This is a genomic window from Streptomyces enissocaesilis (assembly GCF_039533765.1).
GTDB lineage: Bacteria > Actinomycetota > Actinomycetes > Streptomycetales > Streptomycetaceae > Streptomyces > Streptomyces enissocaesilis.
Map to the genome: position 1 here is coordinate 1 of NZ_BAAAUD010000010.1, position 21888 is coordinate 21888.

Genomic DNA, 21888 nt, shown 5'->3' on the forward strand with positions numbered 1-21888 from the left:
CGGCACTCCCCGAGCCGGGACCCGCACCTCTCGCTTCGAAGCATTGCGTCCCGTCGCCTGACGGCGACGGGACGCAATGACCACGGCCTGTTTCCCAACAGTGTCACCGGGCAGCCGGGGGCATTGGAGGCGCCGGGAGGCGTCAGTGGGCCCGCACGGGCGCCAGGGCGATCGAGTCGATGTCAGGCGCCCAGGCGTCCGCGTTCGTGAACGACACGGCGTTCACGCCCTTACTCAGAGTGAACGGGGACGGCGAGGGTCCAGCAGTCGTTCCAGCTCCAGGTGTTCTTGAAGGTGACCCGCCGGGTGGTCGATCCGGCCGTGATGTCGGCGGTACGGGACATGATGTCGGTGTTGTAGGCGTGGCCGTTGTCCCGCCGGTCGTTGTTGGCATAGCGGACGATCAGCTGGTAGCGGCCCGCGCGCGGGACGTCGACATCGAAGGTGGCCTTCGAGGCGGGGCTGTTGCCGAGCATGCCGACGTACGATCCGCCGGAGGCGTACCGGCTGTCGACGAGGCGCGCTCCGCCCGCGAGCCGGGCCTCGGCGGCCTCCTTCACCAGTACCCCCGTGGTGCTGCCCCGCCCGCTGATGTCGAGGCCGCGCAGGATTGCGGGACCGGTCGCCGTGATGCGGTTGTTGCCCTCGGCGAGGTGGAGGCGGAGGCGTTCGCCCGGCCGAGCGGTCAGCATCTCACCGTGCAGGGAGAGCCGGACGGCGGAGGCTCCCCGTGCCGTGACGGTGTAGTAGCCGTCACGGGGTGCGTAGACGTCGAAGACCGCGCTGTCACCGCGGGCCAGGTGCAGCTCACCGCTGCCGCCGTGGTAGCGGAACGCCGGGTCGCCGGAGATGTCGGCGAGCGCGGCGTCGTAGTACGCGGCCGGGGTGGTGTGCCTCGTCAGGTCGATGCGGTCGAGGGTGACCTCGGCCTCGGCCTTGGCGAGGGTGAGGGTGTGGCGGCCGGCGGTGAGCCGGACCTGGGTCTCGCGCAGGCCGCGGTAGGTCCAGTTCTCGGTGGAGGGATAGGAGACGGTGGCCTGGATGCGGCCGTCCACGAGGAGACGCTGTGTGGCCGGTGCGCCGGACTGGTTGCCGTAGAGGACGGCCAGGTCGTAGGTGCCGTCCCTGGGCACGTCGACCGTGAAGTCGACCTTGCTGTCGGGCCGGTTGAGGGAGCCGACGTCCTTGGTTCCGGACACGGCGTACCCGTTGGCGTCGTCCACGGTGCCCTGGGTACGGACCTGGCCTGAGGTGATCGTGGCGCTCTCGGCCTCGTACGACGCTGTCCAGGGGACGTGCGGTGTGGTCACGGCTCCGGTTCCGGCGGGGGTCAGCACGACGCGGTAGGCGGACATGGCACGCAGGTTTCTCACCGGAACGGTGACCGTGCCGTCACGGCCGACCGCGACCTCGGTGCGGGCCACGACGCCAGCAAGTGGGCCGACTACGACTTTGTCTTCTCCGCGACGGTGCGCTGGTACCTCGTCGACGCTCCCACGAGTGCCCCGGTTCTCAACCCGGCGGGCCTCGCCGTCGACGCGGTCCTGAAGCGGGCTCGCGCCATCACCGAGCAACGAGAACCGGTCCGGTCCTCACTCGTCGAGCAGGAACTGTCCGGCGCCCTCAGCCGAATGGTGCCTGAGTCCACCGGGCACCTCCAGGCGATGGCGGAGAACATTCAGCTCGTCCTGGTGCAGCAGGACCAGGAGCGCCTCGACAAACTCGCCGACGTACGCAAGGACGAGGCGGTCTGGGTGCACCAGCGCAAGTACGAGCAGAGCAGGCGCCGGTACTTGGGCGAGGTCGTCCTCAAGGACACCGGCAGCACAGTGGTCTGGTGGCTCGCCAGGAACGACGAGCACGTGGAACGTACGGTGAACGACCTGGCCCTGCTCGCTCAGCTCACCTCGGCGGCCAATGACACCGACATTCCCGAACGGCTTCAGGATCTGATCTCTCAGCAGGTCGGCGAGCCTACGACGTCGGACTTTCCCGAGGCGAAGCCCCCCTCAGCGCCGCAGGGACGGGAGACAGCCACGATGCATCTCTCCGACTTCCTCGACAGCATCGGTTTCACCGACGGAGATGTACGCCACCCGGTGCTCGCGACACAGATCGCCGGCCTCATCAAGGAGCAGAACCGCCACGAAACCGCCGAGGAGATCCAGCACCACTTCGATCCGCCGGCGTCCCCCGCTCTGGACGACGACGGGGCGCCCGCCTCCGGCTCCCCCCTCACCTAGGAGAAGACACATGGACAGCGAACTGGCCGTACTCGCGGCGTCGGGCGCCACCACACTGGTCTCCCTCATGGTCACCGAGTCCTGGACACACGCCCGGGAACTCGTCGGGCGGTACCTGACCCGGACAGGCGCGGACCCCGACACGTTCGACGACCTGCAGGACGCTAGGACCCGGCTCCTCGCCGCCGACGCCACGGGACGTGAACGGACCGCCCGCGAGATCAGCCGACGATATGGTGACCGTCTGCGCCGACTCGCGGAAGCCGACGACGGCAGCGGCGAGGCCCTGCGTGCTCTGCTGACCTCGTTACTGCAACTCTCGGCGTCCGCGGCAGACAGCTGGCGCACGGTGGACAACCGCATCAGCGGGGGAGTCCAGCACGGCCCCGTCGTCCAGTCGGGCACCGTTGCTGGGCTGACCTTCCACGTGGATCACGTCGATCGTGCGGATCGCCAGTAGTGCCAGCGCAGCGAGGGCACGGTGCGTTCCTGTACTCGGTCAGCCCGTTCCTGCCCCGGCTCGGATGATACGGGTGTCGTGGGCAACGCGAGTTGGCCGCCCCGAGGCAGCCGCATAGCTACGCGGCGCCCGATGGGCACGGCACCCCGGAATCCATCCGGCGAGGTCGTCGTCATCGTCGGCATTGCGTCGAGCGATGGGGCGGGACCGGCAGGAGGTGTGCGTCGTCCCAGGTATCCCCCCTCGCCGCGTTGGCCCAGGAGTCGTCGATCGCGACGGAGCCGGGTACGTGACGCCGTGGCAGAGCACCCAGTGCGGGGCGTCGAAGCCTTTGATCGGCACAGCCCGATACCCTCGAACCAGCCAATGCGGCCACGTGTTGGTGGAGTTCGACAGCGCGTGAGGGCAGGGCACGCGCGTGCCGTGCGCTCACGTCGTCGAACGTCAGGAAACGGGGAACCAGGCCGACAGGCGTTTGGCGATGGCCGGTACATCGACGTTGTCCTGCGCGACGTCCTCGACGAACGGGCCGGCCACGGAGACAGGTGGCGGGACGGTACTGGCGCTGACGCCGTTGAACCGCAGGAAGACACGCATGGCAAGCCAGGCGGTGCGCTTGTTGTCGTCGATCAGCGCGTGATTGCGGGCAACGGAGTGCAGCAGCGCCGCCGCCTTCTCGTGCAGTGTGGGATACAGCTCGGCCCCGAACACATTCGTCCGGGGCCGTTCGATCGCTGACACCAAAAGTCCCATGTCACGCACGCTGCGCTCGGTACCGTTGACCGTGCGGGCGATGGCCAGGATCTCGTCGATCTGGATGTGGCGCACGTCGGTCACTTCAAGTAGTCCAGGATCTCCGCATCGCTGTCCATCAGCTCGGCCAGGACGTCATCGACCTTCAGTTCGGCCCGGTGCTGGGCGTCACGGATGGCCTCGATGGCAAGTTCCTGCTTGCTGCGGCCCTCCCGACGAGCCCGCTCGGTGAGCTTCGCGTCAAGGTCATCGGGGAGTCGGAGCGTCATTGCCATACAGCCATGATACCTGACCGGTATCATGGCTGGCGCGGTCGAGCCGCGTCCCCTGAAAACGTGGGGCCCGAGATAGCGGCTCGCAGCGCCTGAGGAGGTGCAGCAGAGACTTCCGCTGCGAGCGTCATCCGAGCGTCAAGGATCTCCGAACGCCCCTCTCAAGGCGTCGCCCATGCAAGCACCTCGCTCACGAATCCGCAGGTCAGCGAGTTATAGAGATCGATCCGTCCGCTCGAACCGCTGCACGGAGGGAAACAGGTCGAGCAACCCACCCGGACAACAAAAGCGCAGGTCAGGACCCCTTGCCAGCAGGTTCGAGGATCGCCACCCACTCCACGTGGTGGGTCATCGGGAACAGGTACATCCAAAACAGGTAGAAGAAAACCGCAGGTCAGAGCCTGACTATCCTGGCTTCGTGACGTGGATGGTGTGCGTTATGGGCGCTGTGTGCAGAAACTTGACGCTGGTTTGCCCCTCGGGACCGGGCTGGTTGCCGTCCTAACATCGACCATCCCGTGGTTAAAGAACGCCGGCCGCGCCCAACCTCAACGAGCACGTGTCCGCCCTCGCCCGGGTCGGGCATCACACCGACAGGCAGTTCGCCGCCCACTCCCTCGACGCCAAGGCTGCGCATGCCATCCGCGAGGACCGACTGGGACCGCGAACTCATCGACCTCATCGTCCATCTCCGCGCGGCTGATACCGAGGTGGTCGGCGATGTTCTCCGCCGCGTGCCCCGCGTCCATGTAGGGGTCCGGCTGCCTGCCCGACTCCCGTGGCTCGGCCCACGGCGTGCTCCCCGCCTCGGTCCGGAAAGCCGTCAGGGCTTCGGCGTCGGCGAACAGCGGGTTGTGGGTGTCCGACCAGGAGTCGCTGTTGCGGCCCATCCCCTGGAGTGCAATTCGACACCGCCGACGAGGACGACGGCGGGGGCCGCGCCAGCGCGGATCGCGTGGTGCCCGTTGCGAATGGCCTCCAGCGCGGAAGCGCAGAATCGGTTGTAGGTGGCGGCGGGCAGGTGATCGAGCCCAAGGAGCGTCCCGGTGCCTTGGCGCCGCCGTCGATCGAAGCCGGATCGGACGTAACCGTACGACTCTCGGACTCCACGATGTGATCTTCACGCGGGACGACCGGGCGGGCGGGGGGAAGCTGTCGTTCCGGCTGGGCCTGGTCACGGCGGCGGCCGAGGCCACCGAGGACGTGGAACTGTACGGGTACCTCGTAGACCACCTCTCCAGAGGCGGCAAGGCGGGCGTGGTGCCAGCCACTGATCGTGGCCGGCGCCATCAAGATCGCCGCTGAAGCAGTGCCTGCTGGCGCTGCGCAGCGCACCTGAGTCGTGGCAGCGACTCCGCGTCGGATCAGCTCCCGGAGATGTTCGCTGTGAGTACGCGGATGGCTTCGCGGGTGTTGTCTGCGGCGAAGCGAACCTCCCGCACCTCCTGCGTCGGCTTCCCGGGCTTGGGCGCCACAGAATAGGGCTCGCGCAGCTTGATGCTGAGTGTGGTGGAGTCGCCGATCGGCATCGCCAACACCCCATCGCTGATGTTGACCGCCCTGCGGTAGCCGCTGTGCCGCGACGAGCGAACCGATTCGACGAGTTCTAGCGGAATGGTGATCTGAGTGAAGTGGGCGAAGCGCAGGACGATTTTACCGTCACCGACCGTGTGAGGGCGGATGGAGAGCGCCGCGATGAATCCGAGCACCCATACCGTCCCGTATACGGAGAGCACGAGCAGGGTGATGCGCACCACCGTCCAAGGGATCATCAGTTCGACGGCGAGGATCTCCAGTGGCACAAGGAAGACCATCACCCACATAATTGGCTTGATTTCGGAGCCATAGCTCAGGATCTGGTGTCCTTCAGGCGCGTCGGGCTTCCGACGGATCCAGCGCCAAAGTGCACGGAAGAGTCCGAACTCCATCCCCATCGCTTTGGCGACGGGTGCGGGTAACACTGCGGCCAGCGCCTGGTTGAGGGCCTCTTGCCCGTCGGCTCCCTGGCTCTTAGAGGTGCGGAACGCCCGCCTCGCCAGGGTGATTTCAGTGATGACGATCCCGACCAGCAAAAGTTCGAGGAGCAGTCCCACCGCGACAGCTTCGCCTAGGCTGAACACGCCGGTCCATACGAGACAGACCTGGGCGAGGACCACGGTGGGTGCCGCCCACCGGGCAGCAGTTGCCAAGAACTTCCTCAACGTTACTCACCTGTCCTTGCGCGGGTGCTCGGTGTCCTGGCAATCATGGCAGGCACCTCTTCATGAGGAAGCGGGGGTAAGTGTGTTGGTGGCGATATTTGTTCGCATAAATCAGGGCGCAGAGGGTGCGCAGCAGAGGGATGCCCCGGCCTCGATGGTGGCCGTCACAGTTTCACCCAGTCCTGTTCCACGACAATCCAGTGTTCACCGGTCAGTTGCTGTTCGAGGAATGCGTAGGGTAGGAGGCCGTAGCCTTTGTCGCCCCATTGGGTCCCCCAGCTGTTGCGCACCTGGAATGCGCCTGGCCCGGTGCCTCGGTCGTACGGAGCTGTGTCGACGTGGTCGTCGTAGCCTGTCAGGAGGATGACGTGTGGCCCCACGGACTGCTCAGTCATCATCTGTACGGGGATGACACCGCCATTGACCAAGGACATGGAGATCGAGGGGCAGAGCCGGATCTCCACACTCACCGGGATCCCCAGGGTAATCGCGCGACGGGTCAAGTCCAGCGCGTCCGCTCCGTCGGAGGTGGACAGTCGGCTGATTACGGGGTGTGTGCGCCGGGCGGTGGTACGGCAGTGTTCGGGTGGGTCTCGATCCACCCTGGTCAGGCCGTGCTGGTCGTAGGGCCAGGCCGCTTCCTCGCACAGCCCTGATTCCGCCCACGCTCGAAAGCTGTGTTCCAGCCGCGAGCCCTTGCGGTCGGCGGATCCCGCGAGTGTGCGGGAAAGGCGGTAGTTGAACAGGACCGAGCCGGTGAACTCAACGCGCTCGGCCCGGCGGGCGTAGTAGCTGGCTATGGCTGTGGTGACTGCGGCGGTGCACAGCGGAACCTGGCCCTGGTTGATCACGGGCGGCATCCAGCTGGACAGGTCCATGTGTTCCGGTGTCCGGCCGCTGCTCCACCAGGGGGGATGGATCCGGAAGAGATAGGCGGCGTCGGCGGTCGTCGTGTTCGGCGGGGTATCTTGCCCTGTCGTTCCGCCAGTCATGTCCGGTCCTGGTTCTGAGTGGTGCCACGGTTCAGAATCGTCTCGTCGATCCGCTTCTGGCGGCGGGCTGCGGCGGCGTAGAACTGCTGCAGTGCTGCGCCGTCGAAGTCCGATACGGGCCTGGCCTCGGGGAGGAAGGCGCCGGTGCTTTCACCGCGGACGAGGAGCGCGCTGTCCTCTCCCGCTGTGGGGACAACCTGCGGGGTGATGTAGTCGATCGCGAGGTTGAAGCGTCCGTTGCCTGTGTGGTTGGGACCTGAGCAATGGGCCATGGCCAAGTGATGCATGCTGCACTGGCCGGCTTTGAGGACGACGTCGACGGCGATCGCCTCGTCGATCTCGACGGCGATCTCCTCGCCGCGCATGATGTCTTCGAGGTTGGAACTGCTGAACCGGTGCGGGGATGTGCCCTGCAGATGTGAGCCTCGGGCGTAGCGCATCGTGCCGTTGGCGACTGTTGTGTCGGTGAGCGCGACCCAGACACGTACCGCGTGCTGTTGGAATCCATCCAGCCCGAGATAGACCGCGTCCTGATGCCAGGCAAGTGAGCTTCCGCTGTGTGCCGGCCTGATGAAGAGGTTGGTGGACCACACCAGCAGCTCTGGGCCAAGCAGAGATTCGACTGCGTCGACGATCGCGGGATGGTGAACGATACGGTCCGCCCACATCGACACCAGGTGGATCTTCGGGAAGGCGGCGTACCGGGCCAGTGCGCCGCCGACGGCGCTGACGGTCTGCAGATACATACGACAGTCCTTCACTGCCCGATCGGCTTCGGCCGGTGTGAGGGCGTCCACGGGGAAGGCGTATCCGTCCGTGCGGAACCTCTCGGCGAGGTCTGCGGCGACCACGGTCATCAGACGGCCACCCCCGTGGCGAGCGCGCTGTTACTGGCGGCCTCGGCCTCCTTTTGCATGGTGGTGAGCAGGGCGATGGCATCCTCCCGCTTGGCGTCCGGGGCTTCGGGCGAGCGCAGGAACTCGGCGAGGCGCTGCCGGTCGGGCTCGGGCATGGTGCCCTTGAGCTCGTGCAGGGTGGCGGCGCTGGTGCGCTGGGGAAAGTACAGGGATTTGGCTGTTGCCAGGAACATCTTGGCGTTCTCCGCGCTCACGACGTCCCGGCGCAGCGCTTCGCTGACCGCGATCCGGATGTTGACCATCGGTTCGCACACCGGACGCAGCGACTCGCTGTCGAACGTGATGGCAACTTCGTCGTCGTCCTCTACCGTGCCGGAGGCGTACATGTCGTAGACGGTGCCGATCCCGGTCATGCCGAAGACATCGAGTTCGGCGGCCCGCAGGGCTCCCATGCTGGAGGAGCCGTAGACCCGGACGCGGCGGTCCATGGCCTTCAGGATCTCCTTGGGGGAGATCGAGAAGCTCTGCAGGAACTTTCCGTCAACGATGCCGATACGTCGTGGCGGTTCATCCTGTGACATGAGGGTGTCGATGTCGCCGCGCTCGATGGGCGGCAGGAACTCGGCGTCGGGAAGGTACGACGCCGCTTCCTCATGCGGCAGGCTGGGGCCGAGGAACACGACTGTGCACATGGTGTTTTCTCCTGTCACTGTGCGGAACCGGCGGTCCGGAGCTGCTGCTGAGCGGAGTGGATTGTTGCCAGCGTGCTGTTCCACGCCTGCGTGGCACGGGGCCCGAGCTTGTTGCGGTCGACCGTCCAGGACTCGATGCCCGGCACGATGACCCGTACGACTGTGGCGGGAACGCCGGGCGCGGAGAGGTCGACGACGATGGCCTGGTCGAGTCCGCGGGCCCGCAGCCGTTGCAGCAGCAGCCGGACGTCGGCCATGACGTCCGTGCTGGGGTGCGATGCGACGTCCTGGAGCCGGACGGAATGGGCGGACGGCTTGATCGCCCACGATTCGGGATTCGCGCGGTTGCTGCGCCGCACGTGATAGAGGGCCTTTTCCACGGGCTGACCGGGAGCGGTGATGTCCTCCCGCATGGCCTGGATGTCCACGACGCGGGACTGGGCGACCTCACTGATCGCACGGGTGACCGCGACCTCGGCGTCCGGGTGGGTGCCGATCCCGTGGTGGGAGCGGGAGAACGACTCGGCCATGAACTCGGACACCACAGCCTGGAAGCTGGGGATGCCGGTGGCCGAGGTGATGTTCTTGACCTCGATGTCGATGCCGGCGTTGTGGAACTTCTCCATGAAGAACTGAGCACGCGGCGGGAGCGTCGACGGGTCGAGGCTGGGGTGGCGTTCCTGCGCCCACGCACGGATGGCGGCCCCGACCGGACTGCCCTCGGCATCGGCGGCGAGCTTGCCGAGGCGGTTGGAGATGAGGTCGGCCATCGTCCAGTCGTCGCGTTCGACGAGTTCACACAGGGCGTGGCAGATGGCCTCTTCCAGGGAGTTGCCGGAGGCGATGCCATTGGTTGTGGAGACCGGGTAGCAGGGCACCTCGTGGTAGCTCATGTAGTAGCCGGCCAGGAACTGTGGCACGAGCACGCTGTGCTCATGCATCAGGTCGTATCCCTCGACCCAGGAAATCGGGGTGTCGATGGTGTAGGCGTGGTGCAGCTCGAAGTTGCACGACCTGGGGTCGAGCACGCGACGTCCGGAAGCCTCCAGCTCCGGGTAGGAGGCGACCGCCGCCGGCCGCATGGGCAGGGAGGCGGAGAACCGTTCAACGGCCTCCATGATGGCCGACGTCTTGGCGTCGATCTCGGTGGCGCCTTTGCCGTTGTAGACGGAGATGATGTCGAATGCCCGAGGCACGATGGCGTTGTAGACCGGTATGCCGACCCGGTCGAGACCGGTGATGTTGGCGACCCTGGTTACACCGATCCGCTTGAGGTGAGGGGCCATGCGCGCGTACGTGGCTTCGGCGGTGATCTCCCGGTGCGGGCCGTTGCCGGTGATCTTGGGGATGCTGGAACGCAGTTTCAACGTAAGGACTCCTTGGGTGTCGTGTCCGCCAGGCCTGCTACTGGCCGCTGACGAATTCGAGGCGAGAGGTGCCGTCGCCGAAATACCGGTAGGAGTAGTTGAGTTCCTGTCCAGGGCCGACCTTGATGACATCGGGGAGTGCCCAGACGGCGGTGTACCAGTGGCTGCGGGCGCAGCCCAGCCAGGGCGCCGTCGACAGAGTCGTGGTGTAGCCGAGTTGCGCCTCGAAGTGGACGATGACGCCGTTGGCCTCGCCCGTGTGGCTGGCGGCGAGAGTACAGAGGGTCTCCAGCGAGCCTGAGGCGTCCTGGTGCAGATCCACCTGGTACAGCTCGGTCGGCCTGGAGAGGACATCCCAGGTCTGTACGGTCTCCGGGCGCTCGTAGAAGCCGATGGAGCGCCGGCTCTCGGACTCCGCCATCGGGCTGAAGTCGATGCCGAACATCTCCTTCCAGCGGGCGAGATGGTCATGCGTAACCCGGTGTTTGTCGAGCACTGCGTCCGGGATCCGGGCGAGGGTCGCGAACGCGGTCAGCTTGCCGGGGACCAAACGCGGCGAGTCGTTGAGCAGTCGGCGCCGGGCGTCCTGGACGGTCTCCCAGATCTGCATGTCCAGTGCTTCGTTGCCCACGATGTCCGTCAGCAGGACATCGGCCCGCTCGGGCAGCTCCATCTGGGGCGACCAGCCGCGGATGAACTCGATGTGGTCGACCACGCCATTGCGTTCGGCGATCCGCTGAGCAAGGTGGACCATACCGGCCGGTTCGACCGCGTAGACCTTGCGGGCTCCAGCCTGGGCTGCGGTGATCGCCAGGATGCCGGAACCCGTGCCCAGGTCGAGGACCACGTCCCCGTCACGGACCGTCTCCCGGACGGCCTGCTGGAATGCCGCCTTGCGTACTGGATCCTCCAGCATGGCGATGTGGACGAAGGCAGCGTCGTAACCACCCTTGGGGAAAGGCTGGTTGCTGAACCCTTCCACTGGCTCGGTGCGCAGCAGCCCTGCCTGGTGGAGCGAGACCACAGTCGCCAGCGCCTCGCGGGTGGCCCTGGGGCCCTTCAGCCGCGGTCCGAGCAGGGTCAGTGCTTGTCCGACCGTGCGGGGTGTGTGGAAGAGGTTAAGCAACGCGAATGCGTCATGGCCGAACTTGAGTATCCGGCTCTCGTAGTGGACCTTCGCCTCGTTGCTGGTGTCAACCTCGGCGATGAAGGACGGTGCCCGGTGGAGCACGGTGTCAGGTGTGAGTTTCGGCATCTGGTGATCACTGTCCTCGTGGGTGGGCGGGTCGGGCAGCGGCCTTGACCAGGGCTGCGGAGATAGCGGGCTGGAAGTCGCCGAGCGAGCCGGCTTCCCGGCGGCCTTCGGTGAGGGAGATCCCCTCCTTGGGCTCGACGATTTCGTAGCCGTCCTCACGGAGCCGTTCGACATTGCGGCGTACGGCTGGCTTGGACCACATGGCCTCGTTCATGACGGGAGCGATGACCACGGGGCACTGGGTGGCGAGCAGAGTGGCCGTCAGTACGTCGTCCGCGATGCCGTGGGCGGCCTTCGCCAGGAAGTTCGCGGTGGCCGGCAGCACCACGAGTACGTCCGCCCAAGCGCCCAGGGCGACGTGGGCGGCGCCTCCGCCCTTGTGATCTTCCCAGTCGGTCACGGGTGGGTGACCAGTGACCGCCTCGATCATGCGCGGGCCCATCAGGTCGCGGGCCTGGGCGGTCATGATGGTGCGGATTTCCTCGACACCGACGGTGCCGCGGAGCCAGGCGTTCACATGGGGAACTGCCACGGCGGAGAAGGAACCGCACACGCCCCACAGGAGCCTCACCTTGGCCAGGGCCTGTTGAGGGCTCGTGGCGGGGTCGGTCATCGGCCGGTCACCTCCTCACCTGCTCCAACGGCGTCGAGGATGCCGGGCAGGGTCAGCTCGGCCCGCTGCAGCAGGGCGACCGCACCCTGGGGATCGGACGCCGACCAGGCTCGTAAGGCGACATGGTCGAGTACGAAGGAGGCCAGGTGTCCGGCGAGCCGCAGGTACTCGTCGCTGCTCAAGGGGGCACCTCTGGTCGTTTCATAGCCGTCGATGGTGAGCCGGGCGCGATCCGCCTGCCGCTCCTCGCCACCCATGGCGGCGGCGGCCTGCACCAGGTCGCGCAGTAGGAAGGCGAGGTCGGTCATGGGATCAGCGAGTCCGGCCTCCCGCCAGCCGAGCACGCCCAGCACCGGGCCAGGGACGCAGGAGCCGGTCGACAACCGGCCGTGCACCAATGCCAGGACAGGCGCGGCTGCCGGGCGGGACGTGTCTGTGCTGGCGAGGCGGGAGATCACGGGTGCCGTGGTCGCAGTGAGACGGCTGCGGGCGGCTCGTATGCCGTCCGCAGCGTCCGGCGCCGCTTCCAGCCAGGCCGACTGGCTCCTGGGCCGCAACTCGGCCACCCTTTCAACGGGGATGGCGTGCAGGTGTGCGAGAAAGGTTCCAAGCTCACGGAATGACCGTTCCACGACCGGCTGCGTGGTGGCGGGACGATCGTTGCCGAAGACGGTGTCGCTGACGAGTCCGGGAGTCTTCACCGCCGGGTAGATCGCGGTACGGGCGTCGGCCAACGTGGGGATCCGCGCGTACCGAGCTGCCGGGCTCCGCGCAATCGCCGCCGAGAGATCACGGAGTGCGGCGGCGTCGAGATAGGCGGGCGCGTCGGCCGGGATGCTCTCCCCCCAGCGGTAACCTCCGTCGACCCGGATACAGACGCGGCTGACGAACGGGCCGGGAAGCGAGCGCACCGTGAGCTCGGCCTGGGGAGCGGCTTGAGTCATGGCGCAGTGCTCGCTTGAGCGTTGAGGTAGGGCCTTGCCGGGTCAAGACCCTCTTCGCGGTAACGCGCCTTGATGGCACGTAGTCGGCCCGTCACAGTGGTGTGGCCGTCCTTCCAGGCCGTCAGCAGCCCCTCGGCGACGAGCAGACAGCGGTGCTGTCCAAAGCTCATCAGCCTGCCCTGCCGCTGCTCGGGCTCATCGGCCAGCCACCAGCCTTTACCCAGCTCCAACGCGAGGCAGGGCCCGGTGTCCCGCAGCTCGTTGACGTGCTCGTGGTGGATGTCCACCAACTCCCGCTCGTAGCGGCGCCAGTCGTCCCGGTACAGATAGAGAACCATCGCGTCCCGCCGCTCGTAGCCCTCCGGGTGGTTGGCCGCTTTCAGCTGGTACGGGATGCGCGCGGTGCACAGCCCACCCGTGAGCGCCCGCAACAGGCCGGCGGCGGCCGAGGGGTCTCGGGGCGTGTAGTAGAGCCGGACAACGGGCCGTTCGCCGTGGCGAGGCATGCCCTCGTCTCCGATGGCGAGATACCAGCCGGGATACCTGTAAGGCCGGTCCGGTGGGAACCTCACGCTTACCTGGTGACCTGCCGAGGAGACCGGCGGCATGATTTCCCGCTCGGTGACGGTCAAGGTCAGGCCGCTCTTGCGCACCTGGCGGCCCGCGGGACTCTCTCCGAGCCTCTGCCAGCCGGCGTCCCAGTAGCCGGTGCCTTGGTTGGCCTCGGTCAACAGGCTTGCAACCGCCGGGTCCTCACGTCTGCGGGTACCCAGCACCACCGGTGCGCCGTCGATCAGCCAACGCGCGGCACGGGTGTCTCCGGCGTAGTAGCTCAGGTACAGAAACCGGGATAAGTGAGTGAGAACACGCAGCTCTCGGGGGTCGGGCTCGACGCTGGGGGCCGGGCTGAGTTCACCCCACTCCCGATGGCGGAAGGCCGACTCGTTCAGAACTTCCACGTCCTCAGCGATAGCGGAGAACGTTGCTTCGTACTGGTTCATCCCCCCGCCTTCCGGGTGCTGGGCGCGAGGAGTTTGGCCAGGCCCTGCGGATTGTTCAGCAGCTTGCAACCCACGAAGAGGCACAGATGCCCGATCCGGCCCAGCGAACCGATCTGCTCAAGGCGTCCGGCCGCATACATCAAGAGGGACAGGCCGGCATACCGGAAGGCCGCCTCCCGCTGCCCCGTGTTGAGCGGAGCACTATGTTCGTACGCGGCAAGGAACAGACCGACATTGCGTCGGGCGGTTGCCCATGCGCCAGAGGAGGCGAGGCGGCCTACGTCGCCCCGTAGTGTGTGCAGCCACTGGATCAGCAGCTGGCCGACGATCGTGCCCACATCCAGCATCTGGTCGCCGAAGCCGGCCAGTTCCCAGTCGACCAGCGCGATCTCGGGGCGCTCACTATCGGGGCACTTGAAGAGGATGTTGTCGTCCCGGAGGTCGAAGTGAACCAGACCTTTTGGGCCCCAGTCGTCCCGCAGCTGCGCCACGCTTTCGTCAACCGACTGCATGGCGGCCGCATAGTCGGAATAGTCCATTCCAGGTCCGCTCGCGAGCTCGCTGGGAGTCAGCGTGACGAACGATGCGAACGGGAATGCTATGCGCTGAGGGGCGTACTTTTCGTTCACGATGATGTGGTTGACGGCCGTCGTGTGTATTCCGGCTGTCACCGATGCGAGCGCGACCAGCGCGGGAACTGGAATGTCCGGCGAGCTCTTGGCAATCTCCCGCATCGAAGTGAAGCCGGTCATCCCTTCCATGATGACGGTATCGGTTTCTGGGTCGGCTCCGACGAAGCGAGGAATGGACGCTCTGACGAAATCCGGAATTCCCGCTTCAGGTATCAGCCTCAGCATGGTTTCCTCGTTCCCCATTGCGGTGCCGACGGCCTTCGAGGTGGCGGGGTCCACCTGCTTCAGGACGAGCGCGGTGCCGTCCGCGAAATGCAGCATAGCCACACTGTTGCGTGCCGTGAAGGTCTGGGTCCGCTCAATGGGGCCTCGTTTGATACCGAGCGAAGCGAGCCAAGAACGAGTCCGGGCCGATTCAGGCCCGGACTCGTTCGGCAGCGCTCCGAACCAAGGCGAAGACGTGTTGCTGCCCACCCGCCCAACCCCTGACGATGCAGTGTCGGACCGGCCGTGCGAAGCGCTAGTGATCATGACGTGGACGATTCAGATTAACAGTGGAAGGCCACGGTGGCGGCGGCCGCCATCACGCTTCCCTGCGCCTCTTCGTCGGGCGAGATGCCCGCCTTCTCCTCGAGGAAGGCCTGCAGTTCCTCCGGACTGACGCCGGCGAGCTCCTCCAGGGCCTTCTCGCCGGACGCAGGGTCGATGATGGCGCGCTGCTCGTCCGTCATCGACGCCTCGGCGTCCTGGATCTTGCTGACGAGGTCGGCAAACGCAGTCTCGTCAACTGCGGAAACCATTGCTTCAGACATTTGATCCTCCTACTTCATCCCCTACCGAGCGAGAGGGGAATCGAATGGGCGATAGCAATCTGAACAAATTTACGATCGACCTGTCAACGGGTTTCGGATATTCCGTTTCTGTTCATTCGAGACCCATTTTCACGCATGGGAAATTACCCACCGATATTTTCCGGCAGGCGACTCTGACGGGTAATTGGGATGCTGGACTCGGTGAATGTTGGACTTATACAGGAGAGGAAGATCCTTGGCGGTTCACGCCGACCGTTCGCCTACGATGGGCGATTCAGGGACTCAGGTGAAACCGGCGAAGCTCCATCTCGTCAGCGCCTTGCGGGCCGGTGCCATGGGGCTGCGAGGCGCCGGTGTGGTTGAACGTCGGAATATCCACCTGCCGTGAAAGTTGTCAGAATCCCCCCGTGATGCGATCTCTACTTGAAGGCAATCACATGCCAGGCCCTTTCGGTAGGGGGCCGTCGGGCTGATCGAAACTATCAAGCCTTGCCTTGCCGCGCGAGACTCCATAGCTGCTGGTGACATGCCTCTGAGTTTTCCTACGTCCGGCCGAATTGGCTCGCAGTACTCATAACCGCATCCCCCTTCAGTTCAGTAAAGAGAAAGCTGTCGGCTCGACCTTGGCGCGCAGCAGGCCGAGGGTGTCTCTGCACGGGTCGGCCAATCGGTCAGCGAGGTAGGCCGGCGTCCAGTGCGGCTTGGCGATCAGCTGGGCCGCCACGGCGCGCATGGCGGCGGGGTGCCCATCGCACAGGCGGACCAACCGCTCAGCGTCGTCCGTGGAGACACCCACGCCGGACGTGATCCCGTTGAGCAGGTCCATCGCTTCGCACAGTTGGAGGCCGCCCAGGGCCACGACGCGCACCCTGGGCAAGGTAGCGAACCTCGGTCGTCCGGTGATCAGAAACTGGGTCCGCCCGCTGCCCGGGACCAAGGCGTGCACCTGTGCCTCATCGGCGGCATCGTCCAGAATGACAAGGCAGCGGCTCTGAGTGAGCCGGGTCCGTAATCGCCACACGCGCTCTTCCGACCCCGCCGTCGGGGCCACCCGTTCACCCAGCCCTCTCAGCAGGTCTCCGGCGATGTCGGCCGGCGGACGCCGGTATCCCGAGGTGTCACGGCCGCGGACGAACAACGTGCCGTCGGGGTAGGCCGGAGCGATCCCGTACCCGGCCCGCACGGCCAGTACGGTCTTGCCGCTGCCGGCCAGGCCGGTGACCACGACGGGCCCGGCGCAACCGGTGCCGTCCGGTGCGGGCTTCAGCCATTCCCTGAGCCGACGCAGTTCGGCATGCCGACCGGTAAGGTCCACGAGGTCGGGGGGCAGCGCCGTGTACGCCTCTTCACGAGAGGACACAGCCTCGGGTCGGACTGCAGTGTCCGCGCCCTCGGGAAGCGTCGGGCGGGCGATGAGGGTGCCAGCGAGCAGAGACTGGAAAGTACTGTTCAGTTCGTCTCCCGGATCCACAGTGAGGTGTTCGGCCAGGACCGACCGGCCCTCGTGGTAGAGGGTGATGGCCTCGGCCTGTCGGCCACACTGAGAGAGTGCGGTCATCGGCAGGGATCTCAGCCCCTCGCGGAAGGGGAACAGCGGCATACATGGGGCGAGTTCTTCGACAACCCTCCGGACAGGGCCGAGAGAAGGGTCGGCGGCCGCCTTCTCCTCCAGCACGGGCATCCGGAGTCCCTCGAGCCGGGGTGCCTCTGACGCCTCCAGGAACTCCGTTGCACCAATGAGGGCCGGCCCGCGCCACTGTCCGAGGGCATCCGTGAACAGCTCGGCGGCCTGGGCGATGCCCCCGGCCGCGTAGACGTACGTGTGCACCTGGGCGCGCACGGTCACAGGCGGAGCGGTTCCCCATAACACCTGGTGGATCTCATGTGCAGCCAGCCTGCGCTCGCCGGCGATCACCAGTGTCGCCAGCAAGGTTCTGGGCCGCATCCCGCCGAGCGACCGGGCGCCCGGCCGTCGTTCAGCGCTTCAATCCGTCCGAGCACGCGAAGTTCCATGCCTTCTCTCGTCCGAGCGTGGAGGCCGTCTCGACAGCGTCGAGTTGTCTGCGCCAACTCAGGTTGGACTAAAGTGAATTGTGTCCAACATGAGTCGAACTTCAATCTGGACGGGGACGCTAGCCTCTGGCCCGACCCCTGTCAACAGCCTCTGGCCCAACCCGTGTCAACGTGCCACCCGCCATCGACGATCACGGTCAATACCGGTAGATTGCCCCCGAGACAGGGAGGTGCGGCCTTGGCCGAGACGGACGGCGGAGCGCGGCTCAGCCTCGCCGACAAGATCAATCATCTGTTCGAAACGGTGGTGCAGGGCGGTCGTCAGCCTTTCAACACCGAAGAGGTCGCCCGGGCCATTTCGGAGGCCGGCATACCCATCTCCGGAAGCTACATCTGGCTGCTCCGCAAGGGGCAGCGCGACAATCCGACGCTCAAGCACCTCGAAGGAATAGCGAAGTTCTTCGGAGTTCCTCCGGCCTACTTCTTCAACGACCAGGTCGCATCAGAAGTCCACACGCAACTCGCCCTCCTCGCCGCGTTGCGCGACTCCAACGTCCAGCACGTCGCTTTGCGGGCCGCCGGCCTCTCCTCCGCGAGCCTGAACTCGATCGGCGAACTCATCGAGCACGTCAGGGCTCTGGAGGGCCTGCCGAAGGACGAGCCACGATCATGACCTGATTCCCCCTGTCTGTCCGAAGCCGACTCATGTTGCATGAAGGCATGCGGCCGTGAGGCACGGGGGAGGAAGCGAATGCTGCTGAAAGGTCGAGAGTTACGGCGGCGCTGCAAACGTGAACTCAGGTCGCTGGGGGTCCAGCCACCGCTGAACGTCACGGTCCTGTGCAGGCTTCTGGGGGAGCGCCGCAACCGCCCCATACAGCTCGTCCCCTACAGGCTGCCAGCGCACGGCCCATACGGACTGTGGATCGCCACCGACACCACCGACTACATCTTCTACCAGCAGGAAACCAGCAAGCCCCACCAGAACCACATCATCGTGCACGAGATCGGGCACATCCTGGCCGACCACCAGAGCGGCGGGTTGGACGATGCACTGCTTGGCGCGATCACGCCGAGTATCTCGCTCGACGTGGTCAAACGGCTCTTGGGACGCACTTCATACGACGAGGAACACGAGCACGAGGCCGAGATGATAGCCAGCATCATCCTCGAATGGGCATGCATCTTGAACACCGTTGCCCAGCCGGTCCCTCAAGACTCCACAGCCCGTCGCATCCAAACAGCTCTGACCGAGCGGCACGGGTGGCTGTGACATGCTGGCCTTCCTGCTCGGCGCAGTGCTTCTCCTCGCCCTCGTGCGTATGACCCACCAGATCGCCAGGGCTCCGCACGACCGGCCGCTCCGGGCCGTTACCTACTGCATCGTCTGCGCTTCACTGTCCTTCCCTATGGGGCTGCGGAGCGTCGCCGACAACGTCGACGGCATGGTGGGCGCGGGTACGGCGAAGCTGATTCAGAACATCCTGCTGCTCGGCACCGTGTACTGGCTGATGTGCTTCTACCTGCAATCGGCGTCGGATCCACGCACAGGCCGCCGACGCGCCCGGATCGAACTCATCCCGCTTGCCATCACCGCAGTCGTGATCACGGCGGCGACGCTCGCGACCCCACGCAGCGAGCGCGGCCATGTCTACGCGACGGCGAACATGCAGGTGGCGAGTATCGCCGTCTTCTACCTGGCAGCCGGGACCTACCTGGCGTATGCGCTCGCGATGGCGCTGCGGTGGACCCTGAGATACATCCAGGTCTCCCGTGGCTCGCTGGTCGTCGGACTACGCCTGGTCGCCGTTTCGCTGGCATGCATGGTCGGGGCCGACGCCCTCCGCGGAGTTCTCGTCGTGGTCCGCGCGTTCGACGGCACCGTGCCAGCGGCTGTGATCACCGGAGTCAAGCTGCTGCTGGACCTGGCGATCCCGCTGTTCGTCGTCGGCGTCATCTATCCGGGAGCCGCGAGCCGAATGGCTTCGCTCCGCCTCCGGTGGCGGCACCAGCGCACGCACCGCCGGCTCACCCCGCTGTGGGTGGCCCTGAACCAGGCGTTCCCCGAGAACGCCCTGCACCGGGCGCCGTCCGACGGATGGCGCAGTCGGCTCACTCCCCAGGGCCTGCACCACCGGTATTACCGCAGAGTGATCGAATGCCGCGACGGCCTCGTACGACTCAGTCCGTACCTCGCGCAGCTCAAGGAGGCGGGGCCAGTCGAGCACCTGCCACCCGGGGTGATCGCCGACCACTTAAATCGCGCCCTGAAGGCGTACACAGCCGGGGCGCAGGCCCCCTCAGGCGTGGTCGCAATCGCCCTGCCCCAAGGGGACGACCTCGACGACGACGTATGCCAGCTCGTCCTCCTCTCCGACGCGCTCAGGGCCTCCCGCCCCGCCGACTGAAGTTTCGAAGCGACATACACGAAGGTGACACTCCATGGAATACCTGATCTTCGCCAGGCAGGTCGTGACGGGCCCCGGCGGTCAGCGGCTACGGGACGGCGCCGTACTCGTCCGAGGCGAAAGAATCGTCGGCGTGGGCCCGCGGCCCGACATCGAAGTCCTGGCCTCGCCGGAGGCCACGACCATGGCATTCCCCAACGGCACGCTCCTTCCGGGCCTGATCGACTGCCATGTCCACCTCGCACTCGACGCGGGACCGGATCCCGTGACGGCACTGCTGGACACGGATGACGCCGATCTGCTGATTGGGATGGCCGAGCGGGCCCAGCAGTTGCTCGAATCGGGTGTGACAACGGTACGGGACCTCGGCGATCGCAACGGCCTGGCTCTGCGCCTGCGCGACTCAATCGCACACGACGGAGTACTAGGCCCGCGCATCCTCAGCGCCGGCACCCCCCTGACCCGCCCGGGTGGCCATTGCTGGTTCTTCGGCGGCGAGGTGGACGGTGAGGCCGCCCTGCGCGAGCTCGTCCGGCGCAACGCCCAGGACGGCGTCGATGTGATCAAAGTGATGGCCACCGGCGGCGGCATCACCAAGGGCGGTCCGCCGATCTGGCAGGCCCAGTTCACCACCGCCGAGCTGCGCTTGGTGGTGGCCGAGGCACGCCAGGCCGGGTTGCCCGTGGCGGCCCACGCGCACGGCACCGAGGGCATCGAGGCCGCAGTCGCGGCCGGCGTCACTACCTTGGAGCACTGCACTTGGATGGCGCAGGACGGTTTCGACGTACGGCACGATCTCGTCGCGGAGATCGTGGCGAAGGAGATCGGGGTGTGCCCGGCGGCGAGCCCCGACTGGCGCGGCTTCGCCCAGCGGTTCGGCCCCGAGCGGGCCGAGGAAATGTTCAACCGCCTGCGCTGGATGGCCGACCAGGGAGTCCGTCTCATCGCGGGCACCGACGCGGGCGTCACCCACGCCGTATTCAACGGCTTTGTCTCCAGCCTGGAGTTCTTCCGCCACATCGGCCTCTCCCCCGCCGAGGCCATCGACTCGGCCACGGTCGAAGCCGCCTTGGCCTTGGGCATCGCCTCCGATACCGGCCGCCTCTCCCCCGGCTACCGCGCCGACCTCCTCGCGGTCACTGGTGACCCCCTCACCAACCTCGCCGACCTCCGCGACGTCCGCCTGGTCATGTCCGCTGGCCGCCCACACACCCCGCCCACGAAGCGCCGATGACCGACCGTCGAAGGACGGATGGTGGAGCCGACGTGGCCGGTGCCCTGGTGGCCGAGCCCTGTCACGTCCCGAGCGAAGCCGGGCAGGAGGTCGACCTCCGCCGGTCGGCCTTCAGGTAGACAGCAGCTTGCCCCTCTTCGGTGGGCACAGGCACGTATAGTTCTGCATCCGCTGGTAGGCCGTGGGGGGGGCTGGTTCTTGACCTTGGTGATGTCCTCGCCGAGCCCGAGCAGGGCCTCATCGACCGCCGCGGCCAGCCATGGTCCCACCGGCCGCTGCGGTCCACTGGCCCTTCGCTGTACCCCGGCGACGAGCTGCCTGCGGCGGCCCGGTCCGGCGGGCGCTGGAGGCCACGGGCGCCGGTCTTCCTTGAGAGCAGCCACCACCGGGTGAAGGGGCCGCAGTCGGACGGGCACAGGGACGAGCGGCGCACTCTCCGGTCTCGCGCTCTTCGCGTTGTGATGCGGCCCGTCCTCGAGGGTGATCTGAAGGTCGCGGTTCCACAGGCGGAGCCTCTCGATGCGCTTCCCCAGCGGCGTGAGGTCGTGCCGCTTCGCGTAGTCGATGGCCCGGCTGTATTCGGATTCCGTCGCCTCGTCGGGCTCCGGGATGACCACCCGCCGTTCAGCCACGAGCCGTTCGATCAGTTCCGCCGCCTGGGGCCGCCGCGCCCGGGCGGCCACAGCCTGCTGCGAGTACGGCACGGGCATCTTCTTGGTGCCCTCCCTAGGCGCGGCGGCATACCGCGGATCCTCAGGATGGTGGCCGTGCTCCAGATGGAACTCCCCGGCCTCGGTGACCGCGGCCCGCACTGCCCCGTCACGGCGTACAACAACCAGCAGTCCTCGGTCGCGCAGCACATACGCGGAGAGCCGTTCCGCCGACGCCAAGCCCGACCCCTCACCGGCATCCAGCCGCCGCAAGAGCTCTCGCTGACGGTCGTTCAACGGTGACCAGCGCTGCTTGCGTCCACCTCACACTCTCCGGCCGGCGCCTCCCTTGGTCCGCGGAGGCAAGGACCATCACCTGCGGCCGCACCGCAATTCGCTACGGAGCGTGACCATCGAACGGCTGTGGCTTCGCTCCGCCAAGGCCCGCGTCCGGCACCTCCACCGCATCCAGAAGGCCGCCCCCGGTGG

At 66.6% G+C, this 21888-nt stretch carries 22 protein-coding genes and 3 pseudogenes; 8 read left to right on the plus strand and 17 right to left on the minus strand.

Going from position 1 to position 21888, the window contains the following annotated elements; genetic code table 11:
- Positions 1-230: 230 nt before the first annotated feature.
- A complete protein-coding gene (locus ABD374_RS03280; protein ID WP_344490282.1) occupies positions 231-1424 on the minus strand; it encodes a CBM35 domain-containing protein in 1194 nt (397 codons plus the stop codon).
- Positions 1425-1469: 45 nt separating this feature from the next.
- On the opposite strand from ABD374_RS03280, the gene ABD374_RS03285 reads away from it, so the two are divergent.
- Together ABD374_RS03285 and ABD374_RS03290 are read left to right on the plus strand one after the other, a co-directional pair.
- Positions 1470-2243 carry a hypothetical protein gene (locus ABD374_RS03285; protein WP_344490285.1) on the plus strand — a complete coding sequence of 258 codons (774 nt, stop codon included), beginning with the start codon at positions 1470-1472 and terminating at the stop codon, positions 2241-2243.
- A gap of 10 nt (positions 2244-2253) precedes the next feature.
- Positions 2254-2703 (plus strand): hypothetical protein, encoded by a 450-nt coding sequence (locus ABD374_RS03290; protein WP_344490287.1) that lies wholly within the window; start codon positions 2254-2256, stop codon positions 2701-2703.
- Positions 2704-2831: 128 nt separating this feature from the next.
- Here the strand turns inward: ABD374_RS03290 and ABD374_RS03295 are convergent.
- From ABD374_RS03295 to ABD374_RS34530, 4 genes and pseudogenes are all read right to left on the minus strand, one after another.
- A pseudogene (locus ABD374_RS03295) lies at positions 2832-3039 on the minus strand (peptidase C39 family protein); the annotation flags it as partial.
- A 108-nt stretch (positions 3040-3147) separates the two neighbouring features.
- Positions 3148-3540, minus strand: a complete 393-nt coding sequence (locus ABD374_RS03300) for a type II toxin-antitoxin system death-on-curing family toxin (RefSeq protein ID WP_344490290.1) — start codon at positions 3538-3540, stop codon at positions 3148-3150.
- The gene (locus tag ABD374_RS03305; protein ID WP_216719094.1) at positions 3537-3731 is read right to left on the minus strand and encodes a ribbon-helix-helix protein, CopG family; all 195 of its coding nucleotides are present in this window, start codon (positions 3729-3731) and stop codon (positions 3537-3539) included. The genes ABD374_RS03300 and ABD374_RS03305 overlap by 4 nt, the downstream gene beginning before the upstream one ends.
- A gap of 820 nt (positions 3732-4551) precedes the next feature.
- Positions 4552-4755: pseudogene (locus tag ABD374_RS34530) on the minus strand (thiolase family protein); the annotation flags it as partial.
- Positions 4756-4805: 50 nt separating this feature from the next.
- On the opposite strand from ABD374_RS34530, the pseudogene ABD374_RS03310 reads away from it, so the two are divergent.
- Positions 4806-4991, plus strand: a pseudogene (locus ABD374_RS03310) (thymidine kinase); the annotation flags it as partial.
- A 101-nt stretch (positions 4992-5092) separates the two neighbouring features.
- On the opposite strand, the gene ABD374_RS03315 reads toward ABD374_RS03310, so the two are convergent.
- From ABD374_RS03315 to ABD374_RS03370, 12 genes are all read right to left on the minus strand, one after another.
- Positions 5093-5821, minus strand: a complete 729-nt coding sequence (locus tag ABD374_RS03315) for a hypothetical protein (RefSeq protein WP_344490298.1) — start codon at positions 5819-5821, stop codon at positions 5093-5095.
- Positions 5822-6093: 272 nt separating this feature from the next.
- Positions 6094-6921 (minus strand): C1 family peptidase, encoded by an 828-nt coding sequence (locus tag ABD374_RS03320; RefSeq protein ID WP_344490301.1) that lies wholly within the window; start codon positions 6919-6921, stop codon positions 6094-6096.
- Positions 6918-7778 carry a phytanoyl-CoA dioxygenase family protein gene (locus ABD374_RS03325; protein ID WP_344490305.1) on the minus strand — a complete coding sequence of 287 codons (861 nt, stop codon included), beginning with the start codon at positions 7776-7778 and terminating at the stop codon, positions 6918-6920. The genes ABD374_RS03320 and ABD374_RS03325 overlap by 4 nt, the downstream gene beginning before the upstream one ends.
- Complete coding sequence (locus tag ABD374_RS03330) at positions 7778-8458, minus strand: TfuA-like protein (protein ID WP_344490308.1); 681 nt, start codon at positions 8456-8458, stop codon at positions 7778-7780. Before ABD374_RS03330 ends, ABD374_RS03325 begins: the two co-directional genes overlap by 1 nt.
- Positions 8459-8484: 26 nt before the next feature.
- Positions 8485-9837, minus strand: a complete 1353-nt coding sequence (locus ABD374_RS03335) for a YcaO-like family protein (protein ID WP_344490311.1) — start codon at positions 9835-9837, stop codon at positions 8485-8487.
- A 37-nt stretch (positions 9838-9874) separates the two neighbouring features.
- Entirely contained in the window at positions 9875-11092 is a 1218-nt protein-coding gene (locus tag ABD374_RS03340) for a 50S ribosomal protein L11 methyltransferase (protein WP_344490314.1), read from the minus strand.
- A gap of 7 nt (positions 11093-11099) precedes the next feature.
- On the minus strand, positions 11100-11705 hold the full coding sequence (locus ABD374_RS03345) for a flavoprotein (RefSeq protein ID WP_344490317.1): 606 nt from the start codon (positions 11703-11705) through the stop codon (positions 11100-11102).
- A complete protein-coding gene (locus ABD374_RS03350) occupies positions 11702-12649 on the minus strand; it encodes a phosphotransferase (RefSeq protein ID WP_344490320.1) in 948 nt (315 codons plus the stop codon). Before ABD374_RS03350 ends, ABD374_RS03345 begins: the two co-directional genes overlap by 4 nt.
- The gene (locus ABD374_RS03355; RefSeq protein WP_344490323.1) at positions 12646-13650 is read right to left on the minus strand and encodes a T3SS effector HopA1 family protein; all 1005 of its coding nucleotides are present in this window, start codon (positions 13648-13650) and stop codon (positions 12646-12648) included. The genes ABD374_RS03350 and ABD374_RS03355 overlap by 4 nt, the downstream gene beginning before the upstream one ends.
- Positions 13647-14603 carry a phosphotransferase family protein gene (locus tag ABD374_RS03360; RefSeq protein WP_344490326.1) on the minus strand — a complete coding sequence of 319 codons (957 nt, stop codon included), beginning with the start codon at positions 14601-14603 and terminating at the stop codon, positions 13647-13649. The genes ABD374_RS03355 and ABD374_RS03360 overlap by 4 nt, the downstream gene beginning before the upstream one ends.
- A 227-nt stretch (positions 14604-14830) precedes the next feature.
- Positions 14831-15094 carry a thioviridamide family RiPP peptide gene (tvaA, locus tag ABD374_RS03365; protein WP_107067984.1) on the minus strand — a complete coding sequence of 88 codons (264 nt, stop codon included), beginning with the start codon at positions 15092-15094 and terminating at the stop codon, positions 14831-14833.
- 589 nt (positions 15095-15683) lie between these two features.
- The gene (locus ABD374_RS03370) at positions 15684-17024 is read right to left on the minus strand and encodes a BTAD domain-containing putative transcriptional regulator (protein WP_344490333.1); all 1341 of its coding nucleotides are present in this window, start codon (positions 17022-17024) and stop codon (positions 15684-15686) included.
- Between the two features lie 321 nt (positions 17025-17345).
- On the opposite strand from ABD374_RS03370, the gene ABD374_RS03375 reads away from it, so the two are divergent.
- The 5 genes from ABD374_RS03375 (at position 17346) to ABD374_RS03395 (ending at position 21702) form a co-directional block, all read left to right on the plus strand.
- Positions 17346-17780 (plus strand): helix-turn-helix domain-containing protein, encoded by a 435-nt coding sequence (locus tag ABD374_RS03375; RefSeq protein WP_344490336.1) that lies wholly within the window; start codon positions 17346-17348, stop codon positions 17778-17780.
- Between the two features lie 78 nt (positions 17781-17858).
- Entirely contained in the window at positions 17859-18380 is a 522-nt protein-coding gene (locus tag ABD374_RS03380; RefSeq protein ID WP_344490338.1) for a hypothetical protein, read from the plus strand.
- Position 18381: 1 nt separating this feature from the next.
- Positions 18382-19515: an MAB_1171c family putative transporter gene (locus tag ABD374_RS03385; protein ID WP_344490341.1), complete on the plus strand. Its 1134-nt coding sequence runs from the start codon at positions 18382-18384 to the stop codon at positions 19513-19515.
- A gap of 34 nt (positions 19516-19549) precedes the next feature.
- Entirely contained in the window at positions 19550-20749 is a 1200-nt protein-coding gene (locus ABD374_RS03390; protein WP_344490344.1) for an amidohydrolase family protein, read from the plus strand.
- Positions 20750-21507: 758 nt separating this feature from the next.
- Positions 21508-21702, plus strand: coding sequence for a hypothetical protein (locus ABD374_RS03395; RefSeq protein ID WP_344490347.1), 195 nt, complete (start codon positions 21508-21510; stop codon positions 21700-21702).
- The last annotated feature ends 186 nt before the right edge of the window (positions 21703-21888 follow it).